This is a genomic window from Brevibacterium sp. CT2-23B, from assembly GCF_013168765.1.
Taxonomy (GTDB): domain Bacteria; phylum Actinomycetota; class Actinomycetes; order Actinomycetales; family Brevibacteriaceae; genus Brevibacterium; species Brevibacterium sediminis.
This window is the reverse complement of record NZ_JABBYK010000004.1, coordinates 26,111-48,682: the sequence shown is the minus strand read 5'-3', so window position 1 is coordinate 48,682 and position 22,572 is coordinate 26,111. Positions and strand designations below refer to the sequence as shown.

Sequence of the window (22,572 nt, the reverse complement as noted above, 5' to 3'; positions counted from 1 at the left end):
TGGAGAGGAAGATTGAACTTTTCGATTGGAGCTATATCAGCAAAATTTGTAGTCTCGGTGGTGGCCAGCGTCTTCGGCCTCATAATCGGTCTGCTTTTTTTCTTGGATAGTAATGCGGTTTTTCTTCAAATAGGCGCCTTATTTCTAATAATTGGATCCTGGTCGATACCGTTAATCTATTGTTTTCGTTATCGACAGACGATCCGCAGAATGAGGCACTCCAACAGTGAGGATAAAGCCCGCATGCATCGAGAGCTGCTCGATGCAATCAGCGACTCTAGAAAGAAGACTTCGCGTCACGAGTATCATCAAGAACAATCTTTGATGCGGATTGAGCAAGAAGTCAACAGGCTCGAAGCATTACACATTGGTGCTGAAGGGGTGAGCAGTGAGCCCGTTATAGACATACTGTTCGTCACAAGTAACGGCGCTGGTCTGGGACATGTTTCTAGACTTTTAGCTGTAGCGGATAAGCTTGATTCTAATAGTACGTTTGAGGTGCTGACTCTTTCGCTCGCTTATCGGCAGGTTGCGGACCAGGGTGTTACGGTCCACTACTTTCCATCTAGTGAGGCTGCCGCCGAAGCCCCTGCACGATGGAATCGTAAGTTTCGAGAGTATTTTGCTGGCATGCTAAGGGAGCGGCGTCCCCGTTTGGTGGTGTTTGACGGTACTTGGGTGTACGCAGGGATAACCGAAATGTGCCGCGTGATGGAAGTTCCTCTTGTCTGGATGCAACGAGGAATGTGGAAGCAAGAGGTCGATGAAAAGTCTGCGCAGCGACATGATGTCGCATCTGTAGCAGATTACGTGATTATCCCTGGTGACTTCGCAGGTGTAGAACAGGTAGATACCGGCCCCGGAGTTCAGCCGAGTTATGTTGCTCCTATCGTGAGGACCGATAGGAGTGACCTGCTCGACCGGGAATCCGCCTGCTTGGAACTCGGCCTCGACCCGGCACGACGCTATGTTTTGCTAAACGTTGGGGGCGGTTCGGTTAGCAATCCTTCGTCGATAGCTAGCGCAGCGGTACGACAAATTGAGAGGTTGACGCCGCATATGACTGCGGTACAGGTGGTTTCGCCATTAGCCTCGCCTGATCCAGACGACTCCCGACTAATTTCAGTTTCGCGATACCCCATCATGGATTGCGCGGGGGCCTTCGACTTCATTATTGCTGCAGCGGGGTACAACTCTGCGCAAGAGGCCGTTTATCTGGGCGTGCCAACCATTTTGGTGCCAAACGTAGCGACAAAGACGGACGACCAGCAAAAGAGAGCACGCCTCTTGGCTGACCAAGATTTGTGCTTAGTTGCAGATGACGAAGATGGTTTAGAAGACGCAATTCGGCAAATGTCTATCGTGGCGCGCCGAGAAGAGATCCAGCGCAATTCTGGTGGTCTACCTGCAGCGACCGGAGCCCACGAGTCAGCAGACCTGATTCGATCGATAATGGACCAGAATCAATGGATTAATCGCAGACTGTCAATCTTGAGCACAACAGAGCAAGGTGATTGATGTGCCTGATCGATCATTTCAATATGATAGATTCCGCCGCTTGGGATCTCGAGCGGACTCGTGGGCTCTTTCCTCGGAATCATCGATAGCCAAGGATCTTTTCGCTGCTGCAGCGAGTCGAGGTAAACGTTCGTTTAAAGATCTCTGCTATGATGTAGCGGAAGCGGATCTATCAGGCTGGGATACGATCTGGGTGGCGCGGCTTGCCCGTATATTAAGCCTGCAACCTTTCGAAAGCGCCCTTCATGATTTTGCATTCAAAGCGATGGAGGCATCAATTGATTCGATGCCGGAGAAACGGGTAGCTTTTCAGCTGCGGAAGACGTTCTTCGAGCTTGTGTATGGCAGGAAAGACTACGGCCGTGCGCTTGCTATGCTGGATAGAGATAATGATCTTGACGAATTTTATCATGGATTTCTCCGGGCTGACGTGCTCAATCCGTTTGTCGGAAGTTCTATAGGTGATTTTGACAAGTGGCTTTCGCTTTTCAACCGACCTTTTCTGGAAAATGATGTATCAGGAGTTTATGTAGATGTTTTAAATGCCACGCCGTTTGACGGACTCACAAGTACAGTTTCGGCAGGCATCGTTGACGGACCGTTAGTAACCGTGATAATCACAACCTACAATCCTGACCCTGCGGAAATACGTACATCTGTACAATCAATTCTGAATCAGACGTGGAAGAATATTGAAGTTTTGCTGATCGATGATTGTTCTGGAGCGGCTTCTGTTAGCGTGCTGACTGAGTTGTCCGAGATGGATTCCAGGATTCGACTTATTAGGCTGAAAGCCAACGGTGGTACATATCGGGCGCGAAATGTTGGAATCGAGTACGCGAACGGAGTTTATCTTACCGGTCAAGATACGGATGATTGGTCACATCCTGATCGCATAACAGAGCAGGTTGCCGTTATGGAATCGGATCCGACCTGTTCCGGCGTTACTGTATCGGCCAATAGAACCGATGACAGACTGGTGAAGGTGGCATTGGGGCATCATCCTCAACGGCGCTGCGAGGTCAGTTTGATGGTTCGATCTAAGACGGCTCGCGAGATTGGTGGCTATCTCCCTGTGCGCAAGGCAGCTGATAGTGAATTTCGTGAGCGCATCGAAGCTTGGACGCAGAGGCCTGCCGAACGGATCGAGGCTCCTCTGTACGTGATTCGAATGTCTCCAGGGTCTTTGTCGCGAGCTGATTTCCGCCCAGGCTGGTCGCACCACGTAAGGCGTGCCTTTTGGAGCGGTTATAAGTATTGGCACGGCAGTGTAAGTCGAGACGAACTTCCTAAACTCGCAGGAAGCAGCGAGTCGACTGTGTCAAACATTGCGCCGCCCCGGATCGCTGGTGGAGATCGGGCAACGCGACGCTCGTTTGATGTGTGTGTGGTGTCGGATTGGCGGGGAACGACAGTAGAGCAAAGAGCCGCTTTTGATGAGCTGAAAGTCCTCGCCACGAGTGACCTATCAGTTTGTATACTTCAACTAGATACGCCATGGGGGCAGACTGGTGACCCGAGAGCGCTTTACCCTGATGTTCAGCGACTGATCAATGAAGGCTTCGTTCAACGCATCTTTCTCGATGAGGAAGCGGACGTGGATCTGATTGTGGTGAGAGATCCCTCTGCTGTGGATTATGCTCGGGATCTAACTGCTTCAATCAGTGCAAGTCGCGTGTTGATGGTCTCGCATGGGAATCCAAAACACCATCTTGAAACTAGTCGTCCATACGACATAGTGCATGCCAGTGATATGGCCGAATCTATTTTCCAGGTTAAGCCTGAGTGGGTAACGACCGATGGGTTCGAATCTGCAGAATTGTATGAGCACTGGAGGGTAGACCTGGCTACCGGAACCTATCCAATATACATTGACTCTCAAAGATTCCAGGGCCCTCGCTTACCTCGAACCGACAGCAGACCCGTTGTGGGTAGAACCGCCGAGAACGATACCGATGAATGGCCAAGCCGGCGATTGCTGCCAACTGTATACCCGACAGATGGACGAGTGGATTTTCGCGTACTTGGAGACGCTCGAGGAGCCGTTCGGGTAATGCGACAGAAACAGGTGCCGAACGAATGGTTGCAATTTAAGGTTGGCGATATTGGAGAAAAGGAATTCTGGAGAACTGTGGATGCGATGATCCTTTTCGACCAAGAGCGCGGGTCTGGCGGGTTGGAACGATCTGTCCTTGAGGCGCTGGCTGCGGGGGTATTGGTGATCGTCGGGGGCCGCCGCGCTGAAATTTATGGGTCTGCAGTTCATAAATCAGAACCCGAAGGCGCGATTCAGGATCTATGGTCGCTAATAAGTGGCGGCTCCGAACTCGATGAGTACCGGACGCGAGGGTATGAGCTCGTTCAAATGCACTCCAATCCAACGGCGATAATAGAATTTATAGACGGACAAGTGCGGGCAGCGCGCTCGGAGGGTGAGTGACATGGGCAATGCCAAATGGAATCTGTTATTCCCAATCGTCGGTGGGGTAGCTCTGCTTAGCGGCATGTTAACCTACGCGTTCGCTATTGAGGGTAACGAAAAGGGCACCGGTGTTGACATTATTCTCCTCGCGATTTCTATAGTTCTGCTGTGTTCCTTTCTTGTTTGTGCTTTTGTGAGCGTGCGATCTTATGCCCGTAGAGTTCTAAATTCATTTTCGATCCGGCTAGCGAAAGCCATCGAGATCCATGAGCGCGAAACAATGATCCGTAGCGCGGACATTCGGGAAAACCTGGATCAACTACGTGATATCCATTCTACAGAGTACCGGAATCTAGCTTCCTCAGTACCTGATCACAGTGACGTGCAAAATATTCTAGGGAAGATTGCCGTTCTCGAACGCCGCATGATCGCAGGTATAGAGTCAAACGCACTGTTGAACGCAGATCAGATAGGGAAAAAGTGCTCTGATCTAGAGAGGAGGTTTGATAAAAACTATTCGCGCGTTATCGACGAAATTAGTGACTTTAAGATCAAATTCACCGACATTTCGCGTGAATTAGATGCACTAACTGCTAGGCGCGAAAGTTCCAGCATCGCTAGATTCAAATCGCTAAATTTGGCTCAAGACCGAGCTTTTGAAGAGTTCAATGGACTCAAGGCCGTGTTGGCTGAAGCTCGTATAGAGTCTACTAATTTTGCAGCTAGTACCACATCTACATTACGCAATTTGATGAACTCATTGAGAGATTTGGAAAGGAGGCTAACGGAGCTGGAGGCCCACATCGACGAACGACTAGACGCGTCTAGTGCCCTCGCTGCTGAAACAGTGGAAAACGAAACGAGGAAATGGGCTCGGAAGTTGACTCGTGAAATTATTCGTCTGGAAGAGGGAGTGCGCCAAGCGGAGGAATCTGTCGACGTAGCCTCTCAGAAGACGCTAACCGACTTGCGATTGCTAAGCGAGAGACTTGCTGCTTCCGATGAGACATCAGCAAGTGTACTTCCTCAGATTTTACGGGGTGTTGAAAGCCATTCAGAGTCAATTAACTATTTGAGGTCGATCTGCGAGCACTCCATGCCACGGGCTCTCGAACTATTGGAGAATACTAATTCTAAGTACCTCGGTTCTCAGGACGGGCCCGTACCGCTCAATGCCGAATCATCTATGGCGAGTGAAGACCAGATTCAGGAACTCACGAGTGAGGTCGCCGTTGTGAGCGATTCTGTTCGGACGATCCTGCGTCTGTCTGATACTTCGAAGAATGAGATTAAGGCTCTGCACCGTCACGTTGATCGCGCAAGTGTTGACACCGTGCGCCAGGTAGAAGCAGCAATACAGTTGCTCGATAGAGTTGATTCGTCGGAACAACGATACCCGGAATCTGGCGGGTTCGCGATGAACCCTGATAGCTTGCTATTGCTTTCAGACCTCATTCTAAGGCATCGTCCTAAAAGGATTCTCGAATTGGGGAGTGGTACGTCGACTATTTGGACGGGCACTTTTGCGCGCGCTGTCGGGGCCAAAGTAGTCTCGTTGGAACACCTGGACAGGTATCGTGAACTAACGGGACAGATGATCGCCGATTTTGATTTAACCGAAGTCGTCGACCTGCGACTCGCGCCGCTACGCGAAGTCGACGTTGATGGTACTACCGCTCAATGGTACGACGAGCAGGCTCTAAGAGGAATTGATGACATAGACCTACTGGTGGTTGATGGGCCTCCCGAATCCTCGGGACCGGCTCCCAGATACCCGGCCTTCCCGATCCTTCGAGAAAGGCTTACCGGAGGAGCTCTCATTGTCGTTGATGATTTCCACCGTGAACAAGAAGCGCAAATGGTTGAGACTTGGCAAAAGAACCACCCATCGCTAACGGTTACCTCCTGGTCTGCAGGCCGAACTGGGGTGCTACGATTCTCCACCCAATAAGGGCGACGCTTCCAGCGGTCACCGACCTCCGATTCCGGTGGCAATGAACTGTTCTTGCTGCCCAGTTGGCTGGGTTGACTAAATGGGGCCTTTCCCAGCCGTGTGGTAGTTGGGAAAGGCCCGCGCATTTAATGCAATCGTCCAAGTGCCAGAGTTCTGGGTGAATATCAAGTTGGATGGTTAATTATCCAGCATCAGCAAAAAGACGACCCTAAATACGGTTGGGGTTCCACCCTGATTTTGTTGGCAGACTATTTAATGCTGGTTTCAATTGCCTCTTCGTCGCAGACGACGTCGCCCCCGTCGCTATCGCCCTGGAGATTTCGTCTTGCAGGAAATGCTAGCTGCATATCGCCACTAAAGAAATGTGACATGACATACTGAACTCCTCGATCGTTGACCGACCTAAGGTCTGGGTCGAAGTAGTAGCCTCCGCCTTGCGGTGAGTTGATAATTTCATAGCTTGGAAAGTAGGAAACTTCTGAGAATGTTGAGGCCATCTCGCCAGCTGCCGTCCGCAGAACCGACTTCGAATAGGTAGTAGCCGGAAGTACATGTTCCTCCGACGCTGTTGCTATTAGGGGAACTGGCGAGACTGTAAGGATCATCTTGGCTTGTGGATTGACCGATTTGAGGAGCGACCAGAAGTCATTAAGATCATTGCGGACCTCATCGATACTGAGATTTACAAAATCTACCGGTGCCTCATCGAGAGATCCTGCGATAACTCCGGGAGCCGTGGGATAAGCAGTACCGTCTACGCGGGATATCCATGTTTCAGTGAGCCCCAATGTGAATACCATCACATCCAACTCAGAAAACATCTTCCGGACATTCTCAAGATGTTGAGCGCGTAGAGAACGCACAAGCTGTTGTGATTCTTGTCCAATTGGGTCGATAGAAGGGCGTAGTGCATCGTAGTAGCGCCCATCCTTCGTCCAAATGTGTTCAGAGAGTTGTCTGTGCCCGAAGGCTTCTTGGATCAGTTGGACTAATTGCCTACTTGTGTAAATGTTGCCGTATCTACACGAGTAGATGCCGAACCCGAACTTGGCGTATTCGCTCTCAGGCAACGTCGGCGGGGCAGGCTCCAGGTCCAGATAGTTATTGTATCCGCGTGCGCTAACGTGTCGTCCGATGTGTTGGGCAAAGCAACTACCTGCAGTGGCGAATTTTTCATCACCAGTTAGCTTTGGTGGTGTCCATAGTTCGGCCAGTTCTTCGAAATGACGACTGGCTACTGCACGTTTCCAGAATGCCTTGTCGGGCAGATTCTTGTAAGGGTTTTCAGCCATTGGCTCGAGCCTCGCTATTTAATAGAAATTCAGTTACATGTTTCGTTAGCTCTACGTCGTGGTTTGTATATCTAGCACCAGAGGTGTCCTGCGGCGTATTTCGGGAGATTGTATTTGACTCGGTATTTGTCGACTGTGCCAAATTTGCGGCGTAGTATGTCTGTGTAATCGCCTCGGGAGTGGTCTCCGGTGATGTTAGCGTAGCTCGAATCCAAGCGTCCATCTCTTCGGTCGGTAGCGCGCCTGAATGACCGACTTTGCCCCAGAATGAACACTTTAGGGCTACGTTTTCTTGGGATTTCGCAGACAGGGAAGATAGGAACGGGAGCATTTGTGTTTGAATGTGGTAGTGATCTAGGGCGCTCTGGAGGTATATCACCGTGTTTTCCATGTCCTGGCTATAAATATCCCGGAGATCTGTACACAGTTGTTCGGGTAAATGCGTGGATGTAGTCTTCCACGCAGTTTCGAGGTAGGAATCGCGGCGGCGTTGATAGTACGAATTAATGTTAGTTTGCGGCACGGTTGCGACCGCGATTGATTTGGGGAAGTGCCATGAATAATACAACGCTGCGAACCCGCCCCCGGAGCTTCCGCTGAATATTAATCTATCTATTTTGAGTGCTCGCGCCAACTCTCTAAGGAAGTTCGGTAGTAATTCTTGCAGCGGGGTGTCTGTAGATCCCGCAAACCATCCGTTTGTTAGATTCTCATTGAGACTGAGGCTCGTGTCGGCGATTGAGATCTGGTGGGCATGTGGATAGATTCGTGAGCGATAGTTTAAATAGGATGGGTACGTGCGGACGTCTCGGTTCATGGCCCCGTGAAAAAGCACGATTAGTGCGTTGGCTCTTGGGGCGGGTTTGGCCTTGATTGGCAGGGGGGCCTGGCCGCCGATGTCGACATATTGTGTCTCTGTTGGGTCCAGCGTGGGGAAGCTTTGGAGATAAGCTTCGGTTGTCATTGCGTTATGCATTGATACTTCCATCTATATGGTGTTGTCGTGAGCGACGGGGGCCTGAGTGTCCGATATGGTCGATGATACCGTCGTGCTTGCATCTTAGCCCTGTCGTTCTCCGGCAGTCTTCCGTGTGATGTCGGGGACTGTGCCTCGCTATTCCGTGCGACGCTTGGTTCTGCTAAGCCCGGTGACGCGGTCGTGTGTGGTGGGAGCTAAACAAGTCGCGGTAGAGGTTGATTGGGTCTTTAGATATGCAACGTATACGCGTATTGTTTGTTTGTGGCCTAAAATTGAGTTGGCGGGCGCGCTATATATTAAACTTGCTAAATGTTTATATGGTGACCGGAAGGCTATTTCTGTTATGCTGGTTAAGTTCCATTATTAAGTTCTGCGGCCTGTCTGTCGATTATTTGAGCTGGTTTTTGATCCTGCTTTGATTTATCGAGCGTCGCGACGTATTTTAGTCTGCGATGAAGTTGTGCATTCTTGGGCTGTGTTGAACTGAATATAGGGGGGCGATCTGCCACATTGTTTGCTGGTTTATGGCGATTTAGGTATCCATGTGTTCGTGTGTCTCTGCAGAATCGTCTGTGTTTGGGTACACCAAAGCGACATGTAAATATTGACTAGTATCCTAAGGTGATTAGGTAGCGGAAGAAGTCGGCAAAGTCGTTGCTGGTCAAAGCGTTCTTGAGCGCTGGCACCGCCTCGGGGTCGAAGTCGATCCTGACAGCGCCGTCATCCTCGCGGCGCGACTTCGTGGGAACGGTGACTACTGCGATGTCGTCCGTCTGCAGGGTGCGTAGTTCATTGGCGATTTTGACGAGTTCGCCTGTGCTCAGCTTTGCGTTGTGCTGGATCCCCGATGCAAAGTGTCCGAGTACAGCTGCGCCTTTATCGGGGTCCTTGGCGAGGCCACCCGATTTAAGGGCGTGGATGAGGGTACGAAGTACTGCGCGCTGATTTCGGGTTCGCGTCTGGCCGGCATCATCGACCGGGTCAGCCGCGGTGAAGATCGATGATGTCGCCCCATCGAGGTTGTTCGTCCCCTCGACGAAGTCGGTACCGCCAGCGCTGAACGCAGCGCGGCTGTACACCTGCAGACCATCGAGCTCGTCGATGACCCGCCCGAGCGCGTCTGCTTCCAGCTGTGCGATGTGATCGATGCGGACGCCGAGGAACTCTTCGACCATGGCGACGACAACGGGCCACCCTCCCTCGTCGGCAATGGTGGCGAAAGTCTGACCGGCCTCAATCTGAGTGGAGGGGTTGAGAACGAGAGCTGCGGCAAACTCGCTGGCGGCGGGAACGTGGATGACCGCGAACGTGTCACCTTGGCTCGATACCTGTGGGGCCGCCTCGGCGAGGTTTCCGGGATTCGTCACCCGAAGCATCAGAGTGCGGGAATCGTCCGCCGCTGGGCGGATATCTGCGGGCGGGAAAGCCGCCTCGGCGGGGATGGTCTTCGACGCGTCATCGAACTCGGCACGGGCGGCGTTGAGGTCCTTGAGAGAACCGATGGCAGAGACCATCTTCGTCAGCTTGGCCATGGCAGTCCCACTCCCTCTGTCAGGTCACACGGTAATGGTCCCAATAATAGCCGCGGGTGAGATCGGCTCGTGTACCGCATCCACGTGAAGAGACCGCTTTGGTGTTCCCTTTTCAAGGCATGTCTGCCAAGTTCTCACCGAGCGCGAAGTTTCCAACTACTGCGGTCCGCCCTCGACAGGCAGTCCTGTAGGCGCAAGTTCATCACGATGCTCGAGTTGTCCGAGCGGTGCGACCACAATTTTAACCCTCAATCGAGCCGAGTTATGTCGAGGGGCAAAATAGCTCGCGGCCGTTGGTTAAGGATTTAGCGAACGGTGAGATCGGGGGACTCTGGGAGGAGGTCCTGAAGGTTCGTCCTGAGTGACTGGCTAATGGCCAGAATCGTCGCGAGCCGAGGATTGGTTGCGGATCCTTGGCCGCTCATCGTGCGGCCTCGTTCATACTGCTGATACGCGTAGAGCGAGATGCCAGCTATCGCAGCGGTCTCTTCCTGGGTGAGATCTATCGCGGCCCTTGCCCTGCGCAGATTGATACCGAGCTGACGCGCGAACTCCGCCCATTCTGGGCTGCTCGCGGGCTTGTCGGTCATTTCTCCATTCTGGAGCCAATAAAACTTGGCAAGACCAATAATAATTGGTAATCTGAGAGTGCTGGATCACCAATGGAGGATGACCGAAGATGCTTGTCTGTAGTCTGATTTGCAAGAGTAGAGACCCGCCGTACGTTTATGCGCCATCGGCCTCGAGCATCTGGACGGCGCGCATCTCTAGGGCTTCGCCCAAACCGGACTAGGGCGCCTGATAAAGGTCGGGCGAACTCTAATTGATTCTTCGTCGCCCTAGCTCGGAACTCCAGGACTTCGGCGAATGCCGGCTCTCGAACCTGTGTTTAAGCAAGTCACGTCCGACCCTCAGACTTCTTAGCGGTCCAAAAGCTCGGGCCCATCGGGCGGTCCGGTGGCGGGAGACAAACAGATAGATGCCTTGCGTGCAGGGCCACGTAGACAGCGCCCTCCCCGTGAGTTGCTTCAGCCTGATCGCGCTTAGAAGATCCGTCGCACCGTTGAGATGGATGAAAACGGGAGCTCTACCGAGCGCCCTGCCTGATTCACCGGCACGAAGCCCCTTGCCCGTCACCACGGGGAGGAATCCGAGGACGGTCGCGCAAACATTCAGAAGGTCCGAGATTGAAAAGACTCGGCTGCGATTCTGCTGCAGTGCCGCAGCGGACAAGTTACTCGACAGCCGTAAACGTGCACTCCGCGCTCCTGCGCCCCACTAACCGGTTCGGACACTGCACGACTATCGATAGCGAGATAGACCCTCTCGCGCGTCGAACTACCAGATCCCGCGTGCAACAACATCCCCACAAAGATCGATTAGCTGGCCGTTGCGCAACCCGCGCGGTACCGCCTCTGCATGACCGATCACAGGAACGCACACCCACCTCACGAAAGCTCATTCGACAATGCCATCAGTAGACAACGCACGTACGGAAGATTTCGGTGTCATGAAGGCCATGGAGGCGAAGCTCGCCTCCGTGATGGACAGTATGAAGTTCACCAAGGCCCACAAGATCCTCTTCCTGCTCACCACCTCCGGGGTGTTCTTCGACATCCTCGAACAGGACACGATCGGGATCATCGGCCCGGTCCTCCAAGAGGACTGGGGAATCAGTACCAGCCAGATCGCCCTACTCACTTCGACGACGTTCTTCACGATGATGATCGGCGGGCTGCTCTCGGGAGTCCTCGCTGACCGCTACGGGCGCAAAACGATGCTGACGATCAACTTCTTCGTCTACGGCGCAGGCGCACTTCTCTGCGCACTCGCACCGAACTACGGCCTCCTGCTGGCGGCACGCGCCCTCGTCGGATTCGGCCTCGGCGGGGAGCTGAGCTCCGCGATCACGATCATGTCGGAATACAGTCCGACGAAGCATCGAGGCAGCGCGGTCGCCGGGATGAACATCGCGGGAGGGGGACTGGGAAATCTCCTCGCCCCGCTCTACGGGATGCTCGTGCTCGGGCCCTGGGCGATGCTCATCGCAGCAGGCACCGACAGTTGGCGCTGGGTGTTCGCCTTCCTTGTTCTCCCAGTCCTCCTCGTCGCGGTGTTCCGTCGGTATATGCCCGAAACGCCGCGCTTCCTCCTCTCTCGAGGGCGCATCGACGAATGCAACCGGTCGCTCACCCTGCTTAAGCAAGGCAGGCTCGTTCCCCGCACCAAGGAGATCGAGTCCGAACAGTTCTTCGACACGGACGCGCGCATGAGCCTTCGCCGCGAACGAATCCGACTCTCGGAGCTCCTCGCCCGCCCCTGGCGCTCCCGTGCAATTGCCCTGACGATCATGACCTTTGCGCAGATCGGCGGCCAGACCTCGATCCTCGTCCTCATGCCGACCATCCTCGTCCACCAGGGCTACACCGTCATCGGAAGCATCGGCTACACGGCGGTCATGCAGTCCGGCAGTGTCCTCGGTGCCGTGGCCGCGACCGTGCTCGGCCGCTATGTCAATCGACGGACGGTCATCGGCATAGCCCTTCTCGGAGCGGCGCTCTCCGCGATCGCCTTCGGCACACTCTTCGGAACGCTCACCCTGGTCCTCATCTTCGGCAGTGTCCTGCAGTTCTTCATGATCCTGCTCAGCACCACCCTCTACGCCTGGTACCCCGAGGTGTTCCCCACCCGGATCCGCGCCTTCGGCGTCGGTGCGGCGAAATCGGTGGGCACGCTCGGGGCAGTGATCATGCCGCCCGTGGCCGGTGCGATCTTCGACGCGGCAGGACTCGTCCCGATCTTCGTGATGATCTCCGTATTCCTTGCGATCGCCTTCATCGCTTCCCGCACGATGCCGGAGACCCGAGGCCGGTCCCTCGAGGAGCTCAACGAACTGAAAGGAGAAGCCATGAGCTGACAATTCTCAACGCTCCGCTCCCCGCCCGTAGGCGAGGGAGAAAAGCGACAGTGACGACGAACAACCGTGGCAACAAACAACATTGACGATATGACATTCCCCGACTAGGAAGGACCCGCTGGTGAACTCAGCACGTTACGAAAATCTCTTGACTGGATTCGAACCCGACTTCGACTTCGAACCGGCTCCACCGATCGCCGAAGAGGAATTCGCCGACCGTTTGCGTCGCATTCGTCGTGAGGCAATGGTCGCCGGTGACGATCTCGTGCTCATCCACGCCGGCGGAGCCGGGCGATACACGACCACCAACGGCTTCCTCCGCTACGCCTGCGACTGGCCGCGTGAGGGTGTCCTCGTCATCCCCACCGATCCTGCGCAGGGCATCCACCTGCTCTCATTCTTCACGGAATCCGTTCTGCTCCCACCCCCGGGAGAGCCGATCGGTGTCGAAGCGATCTGGCAGGTCGGCGCGTTCGGCCGCGAATACGCCGGGCGTCCCGGGCGTTCGAGTGCGCAACTCGTCGTAGACACCGTCGGTCTGCTCAAGGACCTCGGCTTCGAACGCGCGCAATGCGGAACGATCGGCGATGCCTCTTCCGGTGGACTCTGGGCGAGCTTGAGTGCAGGCCTGCCAGGGGCGGGCTTCCGTGACCGCACCGATGTCATTCTGCGCATGCAGCGGGTGAGGACCGAGGCGGAGCAGGCCCAGATTCGCACCTCCGCGCAGCTCATCGACATCGGTTACCAGGCCGCCTGCCACGTCGCCGCGCGTGGTGTCAGCGACTTCGAGCTCTACGCCGCCGTGACCTTCGCCCAATTGGCTCGGGGCGGGGAATCCGGCGACGGGTATCAGATCGGTGTCAACCAGTGGGGCACACACTGCGGCAAGCCCTACGGACACCACTTGAGAAACGGCGACCTCGTGAATTTCTACTTCTCCGCCATCCCGTATCACGGGTATACCGCACAGACGGCGCGCATGATGGCGGTGGGGGAGGTGACCTCCGTGCAGGAGGAGACTCTGGCCATCTGCACCGAGGCGGTCGAACGTGCGTCCGCACTCATCGCCCCGGGGGTACAGGTGAGCGAACTTCACGAAGCCGCCTTCGGCACTTACCTCGAGCATGGTTACTTGCAGAGCACCGAAACGGCGACGATGCCGTACAACTGGGCACCGATGGACGATGGTTCGGCTCGCCGGATCCCTGACGAATACGTTGCCGACGTCGACTACGAGCAGCAGGGTCGCCGCCTCCTGCACGTCTACCCGCCGGTCGCAGGTCCGCACAACCCGAACCTCGGACATTCGATCGGGAAAGACGGAATCGCCGCCTTCAAGTTCAACGTCACCTCACACAACACCGATGTCCTCGAACCGGGCATGGTCATGGTCCTCCACGCCCAATGGCTCGATCCGCTCAAGTCGGGTGCGAACATCGGCGACTGCTACCTCGTCACCGAGGACGGATTCGAGAACCTCAGCTGCCACACCCCGCTCGAAACCTTCCGCATCACCGGCTGAGGCTCGCCCGCCGAGCCCCGCCGGCTGGGGCGCACGACCAGCGGTTGTGCGTCCCAGCCCTCCCGAGTGCGGCACTGCCGCCTTCTTCACCCTCTGTAGATCGGAGAGCAACAATGACGTTCACCTCCTCACAACCCGAGCGAAGCGAGGCCGAAGGGCTTCGCGCCAGCCGCACACTCGCGGACACCATCGACACCATGGGATTCACGCGCTCCCATAAACTCATCCTCCTCCTCGTCGTGTTCGGCGTCTTCTTCGACGTCATCGAACAGAACGCGGTCGGACTCGTCGGCCCGGCACTGCAGGAGAGCTGGGGCATCGGAGCCGGACAGATCGGCCTCCTCAACTCGGCGACGTTCTTCGCGATGACAGTCGGCGGAATCGTCTCAGGGGCGCTGGCCGACCGCTTCGGGCGCAGAAACGTCCTCGCCGTCAACCTCGTCGTCTACGCCTGCGGAGCACTGCTCTGCGCATTGGCACCGAATTTCGGTCTCCTGCTCGTTTTCCGCACAATCGTCGGCCTCGGGCTCGGCGGGGAACTGTCCACGGCGATCACGATGCTTGCCGAGTTCAGTCCGACTCGTTTCCGCGCCGCCGCGGTCTCCACTCTCAACGTGGCTGGAGGTGGTATCGGCAACTTCCTCGCCCCGCTCTACGGGATGCTCATCTTCGGAAGCCTCGCCCCTCTGCTCGGTTCCTCGGAGAACACCTGGAGATGGCTGTTCGGGTTCCTCGTTCTGCCCGTCGTGCTCATCGTCGTCTTCCGCCGCTACCTGCCCGAAACCCCGCGCTATCTCCTGGCGAAGGGCCGCATCGACGAATGCAACCGGATCCTGACCATTCTCAAAAACGGACGACTCGTTCCACGAGGCAGGTCAATCCCGGTGACGCGCTTCATCGAGAAGCCTGGGGCCATCGGGCTGAGCCCGGAGAAAGTGCGTATCTCCGAGATCTTCTCTGCCCGACTGCGCCGTCGTTCGATCGCGGTTTCCACCACCTATTTCATGCTCACGGCCGGGCAGATCTCGATCCTCACCCTCATGCCCACGATCCTCGTGTCCCAAGGCTTCAGCATCGTCGCCGGCGTCGGTTACACGGCGGTGATGCAGGCGGGCAGCCTCCTCGGCGCGCTCACTGCCGCAGTCATCGGTTCGAGGTTCAAACGCAGGTCTGTGATCGCGTTGAGCACAATCGGTGCCGCCTGTTCAGCAATCGCCTTCGGCATCTTTGCGACGACGACCCCTACGGTGCTGGGGCTGGGAGCGCTGTTCCAGTTCTTCATCCTCATGCTCAACACCACCGTCTGGGCGTGGCTTCCCGAATTGTTCCCCACCCGTATCCGAGGCTTCGGCACCGGTGTCGTCAAATCCATCGGCGGGCTCGGAGCCGTGATCATGACACCCGTCGCTGGGTTCATCTTCGACGCCTGGGGACTCTCGGCTATCTTCGCCACCGTCGGCGCGCTCTATCTCCTCGTCCTCGTAGCTTCACGGTTCGGACCGGAGACTGCGGGGCTGAGTCTCGAAGAACTCAATGAGGAGGCTGACAACCCGGCCGGTGAACCCCGTACCGAAGACCAACAGTGATCTCGCCCCCGACGGGCCCACCGTCGGGGAACATACCGCTGACGAGTCCCTCGCGGACAAACTCAGCAACCAAACCACAGAAGATCGATAAGGAGAAACACCCATGGAGAAATTCCGCATCGCAGCCACCGGTCATAGCGTCAACTACCTGCCCGAGTACCTCGGGGTCGAATTCGGATATTTCGAGGAGGAGGGGCTGAGCGTCGATGCGATCGTCCCTGATCCCTGGACACTCGTCCTCGATGAGATCAACAACGGTGATTCGCAGGCGGCTTTAGGCGGTATTTGGGTGCCCTCGATGTACCGCGACCGCGGGCACGTCTACGAACCCTTCGCACAGGTGTCCGCCCGGTGCCCGCTCGTGCTCATGGCCCATGCGCCAGACCAAGAATTCGACTACATGAAGACTGAAGGGACGACGGTCCTCATGCCCGGCAGCAACGGTTCCAGCCCGGGGATCTTCCTCAAATTCGTCATGACTGAGGCCGGCGTCGATGTCGATGCGGTGAATTTCGTCCAGGACCTTTCGGGCGCGATGCTTGCAGAGCTGTTCAGCGGAGGAATGGGAGACTATCTTCTCATTGATCCGGTCACGGCGACTCGACTGAAGCGACAGGGCGTCGCCCATATCGTCACCTGTCTCGCGGAGTCCGGTGGTCCGGTGCCGTGGAGCGTGTACTACAGCGACCCGACGAACGGAACCTCAACCGACGCCAAGGTGGGTTTCGTTCGTGCACTCGACCGGGCCACCCAATGGTTGAAGGCGCACGAGGCCTCCGAGCTCTCCGGATTCCTCGAAAGAACGTTCCCGAAGGCGAATCCGGCCGATCTTGTTGCGCATGTCGATGAGCTCCGCGGTTGGGGGATGTGGGAGACCGCTCGAATCAATGCTGAATCCTATGCGCGCTGGCAACAGGGCATCGCCGACGGTCACCTCATCGACAATCCATTGGATTATGCGGCGTTCGTCGATGGGGCAATTGCCGATCGAGCCCTGATCTGATTGGGGTAATTCGCTCGGTTCAGGGAAGACGGACGTCACCTCTGCGGCGAGATTCCAGGCGCAACGGAGGCTGAGCGCTGAGCAGGGGCTCCTGCTCAGCGCTCTGCCGCCGCGGTTACCGGCGGCAGGGAACACGACGTTCCTTACCAGAAGCTGAGGGCCGGGTCGAAGAGGGGTGTCGCTTCAAATTGCTGATAGGTGTAAGTGTTGTCAGACACATCTCAGCCTTTGAGCTAACTGAACAGCGGTGCAGTAGCGTCACTACACTGGCATGCCATGTCATCGAATACTGAGAACTCTGCACTCCCCGACGACACCCACACCGAATCGCTCGCCCCGGCCGATCGTTACCGCGACGATCCTCGACCGGTTCGAATCATCAAACACACACGCATCACTTTGAGTGATGGGGTTGAACTCGCTGCTCGAGTCTGGTTGCCCGATGATCTCGGTGATGATGCTGTTCCCGCTGTTCTCGAGTACATTCCCTACCGCAAGAACGACATGACCGCTGGTCGCGATGACACGATCCATCCTGAGTTCGCCCGCGCCGGTTACGCCAGTGTCCGTGTCGATCTTCGCGGCTGCGGCGACTCGACCGGTGTCATGACCGATGAGTACTCGGCGACGGAACTCGACGACGGATTGCAAGTACTCAAATGGATCGCCGCACAGGACTGGTGCAACGGCAAAGTCGGCGTCATCGGCAAGTCGTGGGGCGGATTCAACGGCCTGCAGCTTGCCGCACTGCAACCGCCGGAACTCGCCGCCGTCATCACCATCTGCTCCACCGATGACCGTTATGCCGACGACGTTCACTACAACGGCGGAGCCATCGTCGGTGACCAGATGCTCTCCTGGGCCTCGACGATGTGGGCGTACAACGCCCGCCCCCAAGACCCCGCGGTGATGGTCGACGGTTGGAAAGATGACTGGAAGCGACGCATTGACGAAGCTCCCGTCAACATTGAGGACTGGCTCGGACACCAACGACGTGACGACTACTGGAAGCACGCATCCGTCTGCGAGACACCTGACGCCATCGAGGTTCCCATATTGGCCGTCGGCGGACTGCTCGACGAATACCGAACAACACTGTTCCGCCTCATGGACAACGCCAATCGTCGGCGTGAGGCAGACTCCGCCGCGCCACCGGTCCACGCCCTGCTGGGACCCTGGGCCCACAACTATCCCCACCAGGCCGCTCCTGGCCCCGGCATCGACTTCATCTCCGAAGCGGTCCGGTGGTGGGACAAGTGGATGAGCGGGATTGACAACGGCATTGACGAACAACCGCAGCTGCGCGCCTATGTTCCCGACAGCACCCCGATCCACTCCGACCGTGAGCACCGTCCGGGACGATGGATCGCCGAGGCGACCTGGCCGAGCCCGCAGATCGCGGACACAGTGATGCCCGCCTCCGAAGCTACGATCTCCGACCACACCCCGCTCGATTCCACCTCGCTGCTGGGCTTCCAGGGAGGAAGCTGGCTGCAGTTCGGCGAACCCGCCGGGATGGCAGGAGACCAGGCCGCGGACGATGCTCGGTCCTACACCTGCGACTGGGAGGTCGAGAACGGTCTGGAGATCGTCGGCACACCGACCATGCGAGCGACGCTCACCTCCGATCATGATCGAGGAGTCATCGCGGCTCGTCTGTGCGATGTCGCTCCCGACGGCAGCTCACGCCTGGTCACGCTAGGACTGTTCAACCTCGCCCATCATTCGAGCCACGAGACCCCCGAACCGCTCACGCCGGGAACTCCCGTCGACGTCGATTTCCCGCTGCTGGCCACAGCGCACCGGTTCGCTCCGGGGCATCGGCTTCGCTTGAGCATCTCCGCGAGTTTCTGGCCCAACCTCTGGCCCTCGCCGGAAACCACACTCATCACCGTCGACTCAGCTCCCGAGCTGACACTGCCCATCCGCACTGCGGCCTCCGTCGACGACGACGCCCGTACCACCGCCGAGGTGACCGCACAGTTGGGCACCCCGCCGACCCCACCGGTGTCCGTCATCGACGCAGGCGGTGCGCCGATGACCCGTGAGCTGAGTTGGGACCTCGTCGGTCGCAACGCCACCGTGACCACGGTGACCGAGGATTGGCAGACCGACCTCAGCGACGGCCTCTTCTACTACACCAACGAACGGGACTCCTACTCACGCAGTGAGAACGACCCGCAGTCTCCTGTGGCGACGTGTGAAAGAACGATCATCTACCGGCGCCCGGCACTGGAGATCGGGGCGAACCACGCGCAGGCTGCAGACAACGCAGCAGTCGATTCGGGGTGGGACGTCGAACTGCGCACTCGATCGACGATGCGCGGTGACGCGAAGAACTTCGTCGTCACCAACGAACTCGTCGCCTACCTCGATGGGGAGCCATTTCACACTCGAACCACCTCGGCGAGCATCCCTCGCCATCTGAACTGAGGCGGAATGGTCGCATTCGAACAAATTCGACATGTCGACAGACGGCAGACGCTGATCGGGCTCGGCAGAGGTCTGCTGGGTCTCGGGGCGCTCGGAGTGACCGCCGCGTCACTGAGCGGATGCACCAGCAGCCAGCTCAGTGACCAGTCGGGGGCGAAGAAGAGCACGAGGTCGATCACCGTCGGGTCGAAGGGATTCGCCGAGAGCTGGATCATGGGCGAGCTCTACGCTCAGGGATTGAGGAACCTCGGCTACACCGTGGATCTCAAGACGAACGTCGGCTCCAGCGACATCATCAGCACGGCTCTGCTCTCGGGGCAGATCGACCTCTACCCCGAGTACACCGGAGTCATGGTCGTCAGCTTCATGGGGGAGGAAAAGCTCATGGACTCCGCTGAGCAGACGTACGATCTCGCACAGACGTGGGCTGAAGACAACCAGGTGACGATGCTCGAGGCGACACCGTTCGAGAATAAGAACGCGGTCGCTGTGCGGCGAGACTTCGCCGATCAGCACGATCTGAAGACGGTATCCGATCTCAAAGGGATAGGGGGCTTCACCTACTCGACCTACCCCGACAATGTCACTGGAGGCCAGGGCTACGAAGGCATCGTGGAGACCTACGGGCTGGAGAACATGAAACTCAAAACGCTGAGCATCGGGCTCAACTACCAGGCTATCGAGCGAGGAGAGATCGACGCAGCAGACGTTTTCACGACCGACCCGCAGCTGCTGCGCAGCGATCTGGTCGTCCTCGAAGATGACGCGAAGCTCTTCGGATTCCAGAACGTCGTCCCCCTCATCCGTGACGACACCTTCGCCGAGCTCGATGACGATGCTTCTGAGTTCCTCGACGAACTGCAGTCACTGCTCACCCTGGAAGCGATCCAGGCGATGAACGAGGCCTCCGCCATCAACCGGCTCGATCCGGCACAGGTGGCGAAGGAGTTCCTCGACGAGAACGGAATGATGTGAAATGACCCAGCACTCCACAGGAACCTCGATCACCTTTGACCGAGCTACGAAGACCTACCCAGGCGCGGCCGCGCCCGCTCTCGACGCTCTCGATCTTGAGGTCGAGGCTGGAGAACTCGTCTGCCTCGTCGGACCCTCCGGCGGGGGAAAGACCACAGCCCTACAGCTGGTCAACCGACTCGTCGATCTCACCAGCGGCGACATCCGCATCGGCGACCGCTCGATCAGCGACCAGTCAGCCATCGAACTGCGGCGGACCATCGGCTACGCGATCCAACAGTCCGGCCTCTTCCCCCATTACACGGTTGCCCACAATATCGCCACAGTCCCTACCATCCTCGGCTGGGACAAAGAGCGTATCCGTACGCGCACGGCCGAGCTGCTCGAACTGGTCGGGCTCAGCCCAGTCGAGACCTGGCTGTCGCGCTACCCGGCTCAACTCTCCGGTGGACAGCAGCAACGCGTGGGCATAGCCCGGGCGCTCGCCGCCGACCCGCCGGTCATGCTCATGGACGAACCTTTCGGTGCCCTCGACCCGATCACGAGGGTCGCAGTGCAGGACGAATTCCTCGCTATTCACCGTGCGGTGGGCAAGACGACGCTGTTCGTCACCCATGACATCGATGAGGCGATCAAGATGGCGGACCGGATCGCCATCCTCAAGCCCGGCGGCAAACTCGCTCAGTTCGGCACGCCGTCCGAGGTGCTGTCGAACCCGGCCGATGACTTCGTCGCCGAGTTCCTCGGATCCGAGCGCGGACTCAAACGTCTGGCGCTGACGACGGTCGGCGAGATCGTTCCCGACCGCAGCGACCGAGCGAGTGCTGAGACGGCGCAGTGGCCCGACGTCGAGGCCACAATGACTCTGCGCGAAGCACTGTCTGTAGTCTCCGCTGCTCGGGCGGAGGGGGCCATCGTCCACAAAGGCGGCAACCGCCTCGGCGAGGTGAGCCTGCACGATCTCATTGCACCGCCCGCTGCCGGAGAGGATCGGAAAGGCGTGAGAACATGAGCGATTTCGCCCCCGCCGGCGATCCCGCCATCCCCGACTACGGTCAGGCCTCTGATTGTGTGATCAACAACGGAGCATTCTGCACCGACTGGTTCATCAGCCAATGGTCGACGGTCTTCTGGCCCCCGCTGCTCAGCCATATCGTCATGGTTGCCATCGCCGTATTGATCGGATTCGTCATCGCCTTCTTCGCCGGGCTGTTGGCCTACCGGAAGAAGTGGCTGGCGGGACCCATCGGCATGGCCGCGACCTTCCTTTACACCCTGCCGCCGCTGGCCCTGTTCCAGCTTCTCGTGCCCTTCACAGGGCTGAGCCTGCTGACAGTCGAGATCGCGCTCGTGTGCTTCACCCTCGTCATCATTTTCCAGGCAGTCCTCGTCGGACTCTCCGGAGTTCCCGATGACGTGCGCAGGGCCGCGACGGGCATGGGGCTTAACCGCAACCAAGTGCTGTTCAAGGTCGAGTTGCCCCTGGCACTGCCGTCGATCATCTCCGGGGTGCGCATCGCCACCGTACTCACGGTGAGCATCGCCACGATCGCTGCCTTCGTCGTCGATGACGGTCTGGGATCTCCGATCATCAAAGCAGTGTCGTCACCATTCAATACGCAGTTCGTCGGAGCCGGAGCCCTTGCCGTGCTGCTGGCATTCGCGCTCGATGGTCTGCTCGTGCTGCTTGGCAGAGGACTCACCCCCTGGACGAAAGCGAGGAGCTGATGGACGTCATCTTCGGAGCTTTCCCCTTCATGATCGACAACGTCGAGTTGCTGCTGACCAAGACCGGCGACCATCTGGTCATCAGCCTCATCCCGTTGCTTGCGGCCATCGCTCTCGGTGTGCCCATCGGGGTCTGGCTCGGCCATGCCCACCGCGGCGAGTTCGTCGCCATAAGCGTGACCAACATCGGTCGTGCCCTGCCGAGTCTCGCGCTCATCGCAATCCTCATCGGCTTCGTGGGCATCGGCATGCTCAACGCGATGATCGCCCTGTTCCTGCTCGCCTTTCCGCCGATCCTCAGCTATGCCTTCCAAGCTGTCGACTCGATCGACTGTGACCTCACTCGCGCTGCTCGCGGTATGGGCATGTCACCCGGTCAGGTACTGCTCAAGGTCGAACTGCCCTTGGGGCTGCCCATGATCATCGCGGGCATCCGCACCTCCGCAGTGCTGACGGTGAGCTCGGCGACCATCGCCACGATCGCCGGCAGCGGAGGCCTGGGCGATGTCATCCTCAACCAGGTCGCCTACGGGATGGAGGGAGTCATCGCCGGCGCCATCTGGGTCGCCGTACTCGCCATCCTCGTCGACCAGGCATTCGCGCTCCTTCTGCGTGTCAGCGCTCCGGCCGGAGTGAGACAGCTCCAGAACGCAAACGCTATGTGAGGACAGCCGCAAAGAGCGCGGCACAGCAGATCTGCTCCACCCACAG

15 protein-coding genes are annotated in these 22,572 nt (G+C 57.6%); 12 read left to right on the top strand and 3 right to left on the bottom strand.

The annotated features are described in order from the left end of the window. Positions 1 to 243 precede the first annotated feature (243 nt). Genes HIM68_RS11300 through HIM68_RS11290 form a run of 3 tightly spaced genes read left to right on the top strand, consistent with a single transcriptional unit; the run spans position 244 to position 5,891 of the window. Complete coding sequence (locus HIM68_RS11300; protein ID WP_172172243.1) at positions 244 to 1,518, top strand: glycosyltransferase; 1,275 nt, start codon at positions 244 to 246, stop codon at positions 1,516 to 1,518. A 1-nt stretch (position 1,519) separates the two neighbouring features. Further along, positions 1,520 to 3,958: a glycosyltransferase family 2 protein gene (locus HIM68_RS11295; RefSeq protein ID WP_172172241.1), complete on the top strand. Its 2,439-nt coding sequence runs from the start codon at positions 1,520 to 1,522 to the stop codon at positions 3,956 to 3,958. A 1-nt stretch (position 3,959) separates the two neighbouring features. Next, on the top strand, positions 3,960 to 5,891 hold the full coding sequence (locus HIM68_RS11290; protein ID WP_172172239.1) for an O-methyltransferase: 1,932 nt from the start codon (positions 3,960 to 3,962) through the stop codon (positions 5,889 to 5,891). Between the two features lie 251 nt (positions 5,892 to 6,142). Here the strand turns inward: HIM68_RS11290 and HIM68_RS11285 are convergent, their stop codons facing one another. The 3 genes from HIM68_RS11285 to HIM68_RS11275 form a co-directional block, all read right to left on the bottom strand. Further along, a complete protein-coding gene (locus HIM68_RS11285) occupies positions 6,143 to 7,186 on the bottom strand; it encodes a GSCFA domain-containing protein (protein ID WP_172172237.1) in 1,044 nt (347 codons plus the stop codon). Between the two features lie 1,587 nt (positions 7,187 to 8,773). Next, entirely contained in the window at positions 8,774 to 9,697 is a 924-nt protein-coding gene (locus HIM68_RS11280) for an LCP family protein (RefSeq protein WP_172172235.1), read from the bottom strand. 305 nt (positions 9,698 to 10,002) lie between these two features. Continuing rightward, positions 10,003 to 10,287, bottom strand: a complete 285-nt coding sequence (locus HIM68_RS11275) for a helix-turn-helix domain-containing protein (protein ID WP_172172233.1) — start codon at positions 10,285 to 10,287, stop codon at positions 10,003 to 10,005. A gap of 878 nt (positions 10,288 to 11,165) precedes the next feature. Between HIM68_RS11275 and HIM68_RS11270 the strand changes: the two genes are divergently transcribed. From HIM68_RS11270 to HIM68_RS11230, 9 genes are all read left to right on the top strand, one after another. Beyond that, positions 11,166 to 12,614 carry an MFS transporter gene (locus HIM68_RS11270; RefSeq protein ID WP_172172231.1) on the top strand — a complete coding sequence of 483 codons (1,449 nt, stop codon included), beginning with the start codon at positions 11,166 to 11,168 and terminating at the stop codon, positions 12,612 to 12,614. A 148-nt stretch (positions 12,615 to 12,762) separates the two neighbouring features. Beyond that, on the top strand, positions 12,763 to 14,136 hold the full coding sequence (locus HIM68_RS11265; protein ID WP_216657115.1) for a Xaa-Pro peptidase family protein: 1,374 nt from the start codon (positions 12,763 to 12,765) through the stop codon (positions 14,134 to 14,136). A 197-nt stretch (positions 14,137 to 14,333) separates the two neighbouring features. Continuing rightward, positions 14,334 to 15,722, top strand: a complete 1,389-nt coding sequence (locus HIM68_RS11260) for an MFS transporter (protein WP_172172229.1) — start codon at positions 14,334 to 14,336, stop codon at positions 15,720 to 15,722. 103 nt (positions 15,723 to 15,825) lie between these two features. Next, positions 15,826 to 16,725: an ABC transporter substrate-binding protein gene (locus tag HIM68_RS11255; RefSeq protein ID WP_172172227.1), complete on the top strand. Its 900-nt coding sequence runs from the start codon at positions 15,826 to 15,828 to the stop codon at positions 16,723 to 16,725. Positions 16,726 to 17,001: 276 nt separating this feature from the next. Next, entirely contained in the window at positions 17,002 to 19,158 is a 2,157-nt protein-coding gene (locus tag HIM68_RS11250) for a CocE/NonD family hydrolase (protein ID WP_172172225.1), read from the top strand. A 6-nt stretch (positions 19,159 to 19,164) separates the two neighbouring features. Beyond that, a complete protein-coding gene (locus HIM68_RS11245) occupies positions 19,165 to 20,133 on the top strand; it encodes a glycine betaine ABC transporter substrate-binding protein (protein WP_172172223.1) in 969 nt (322 codons plus the stop codon). 1 nt (position 20,134) lies between these two features. Further along, complete coding sequence (locus HIM68_RS11240; RefSeq protein WP_172172221.1) at positions 20,135 to 21,145, top strand: ABC transporter ATP-binding protein; 1,011 nt, start codon at positions 20,135 to 20,137, stop codon at positions 21,143 to 21,145. Continuing rightward, complete coding sequence (locus HIM68_RS11235) at positions 21,142 to 21,861, top strand: ABC transporter permease (RefSeq protein ID WP_139906871.1); 720 nt, start codon at positions 21,142 to 21,144, stop codon at positions 21,859 to 21,861. Before HIM68_RS11240 ends, HIM68_RS11235 begins: the two co-directional genes overlap by 4 nt. Continuing rightward, positions 21,861 to 22,526, top strand: a complete 666-nt coding sequence (locus tag HIM68_RS11230; RefSeq protein WP_172172219.1) for an ABC transporter permease — start codon at positions 21,861 to 21,863, stop codon at positions 22,524 to 22,526. The genes HIM68_RS11235 and HIM68_RS11230 overlap by 1 nt, the downstream gene beginning before the upstream one ends. Positions 22,527 to 22,572 lie beyond the last annotated feature (46 nt).

Bases quoted from the DNA above. Each gene is read 5' to 3' on its own strand.
- HIM68_RS11245 (WP_172172223.1), top strand. From the start codon at position 19,165: ATGGTCGCATTCGAACAAATTCGACATGTCGACAGACGGCAGACGCTG.
- HIM68_RS11235 (WP_139906871.1), top strand. From the start codon at position 21,142: ATGAGCGATTTCGCCCCCGCCGGCGATCCCGCCATCCCCGACTACGGT.
- HIM68_RS11275 (WP_172172233.1), bottom strand. From the start codon at position 10,287: ATGACCGACAAGCCCGCGAGCAGCCCAGAATGGGCGGAGTTCGCGCGT.
- HIM68_RS11280 (WP_172172235.1), bottom strand. From the start codon at position 9,697: ATGGCCAAGCTGACGAAGATGGTCTCTGCCATCGGTTCTCTCAAGGAC.
- HIM68_RS11260 (WP_172172229.1), top strand. From the start codon at position 14,334: ATGGGATTCACGCGCTCCCATAAACTCATCCTCCTCCTCGTCGTGTTC.
- HIM68_RS11240 (WP_172172221.1), top strand. From the start codon at position 20,135: ATGACCCAGCACTCCACAGGAACCTCGATCACCTTTGACCGAGCTACG.
- HIM68_RS11300 (WP_172172243.1), top strand. From the start codon at position 244: ATGCATCGAGAGCTGCTCGATGCAATCAGCGACTCTAGAAAGAAGACT.
- HIM68_RS11270 (WP_172172231.1), top strand. From the start codon at position 11,166: ATGCCATCAGTAGACAACGCACGTACGGAAGATTTCGGTGTCATGAAG.
- HIM68_RS11285 (WP_172172237.1), bottom strand. From the start codon at position 7,186: ATGGCTGAAAACCCTTACAAGAATCTGCCCGACAAGGCATTCTGGAAA.
- HIM68_RS11255 (WP_172172227.1), top strand. From the start codon at position 15,826: ATGGAGAAATTCCGCATCGCAGCCACCGGTCATAGCGTCAACTACCTG.
- HIM68_RS11290 (WP_172172239.1), top strand. From the start codon at position 3,960: ATGGGCAATGCCAAATGGAATCTGTTATTCCCAATCGTCGGTGGGGTA.
- HIM68_RS11250 (WP_172172225.1), top strand. From the start codon at position 17,002: ATGTCATCGAATACTGAGAACTCTGCACTCCCCGACGACACCCACACC.
- HIM68_RS11230 (WP_172172219.1), top strand. From the start codon at position 21,861: ATGGACGTCATCTTCGGAGCTTTCCCCTTCATGATCGACAACGTCGAG.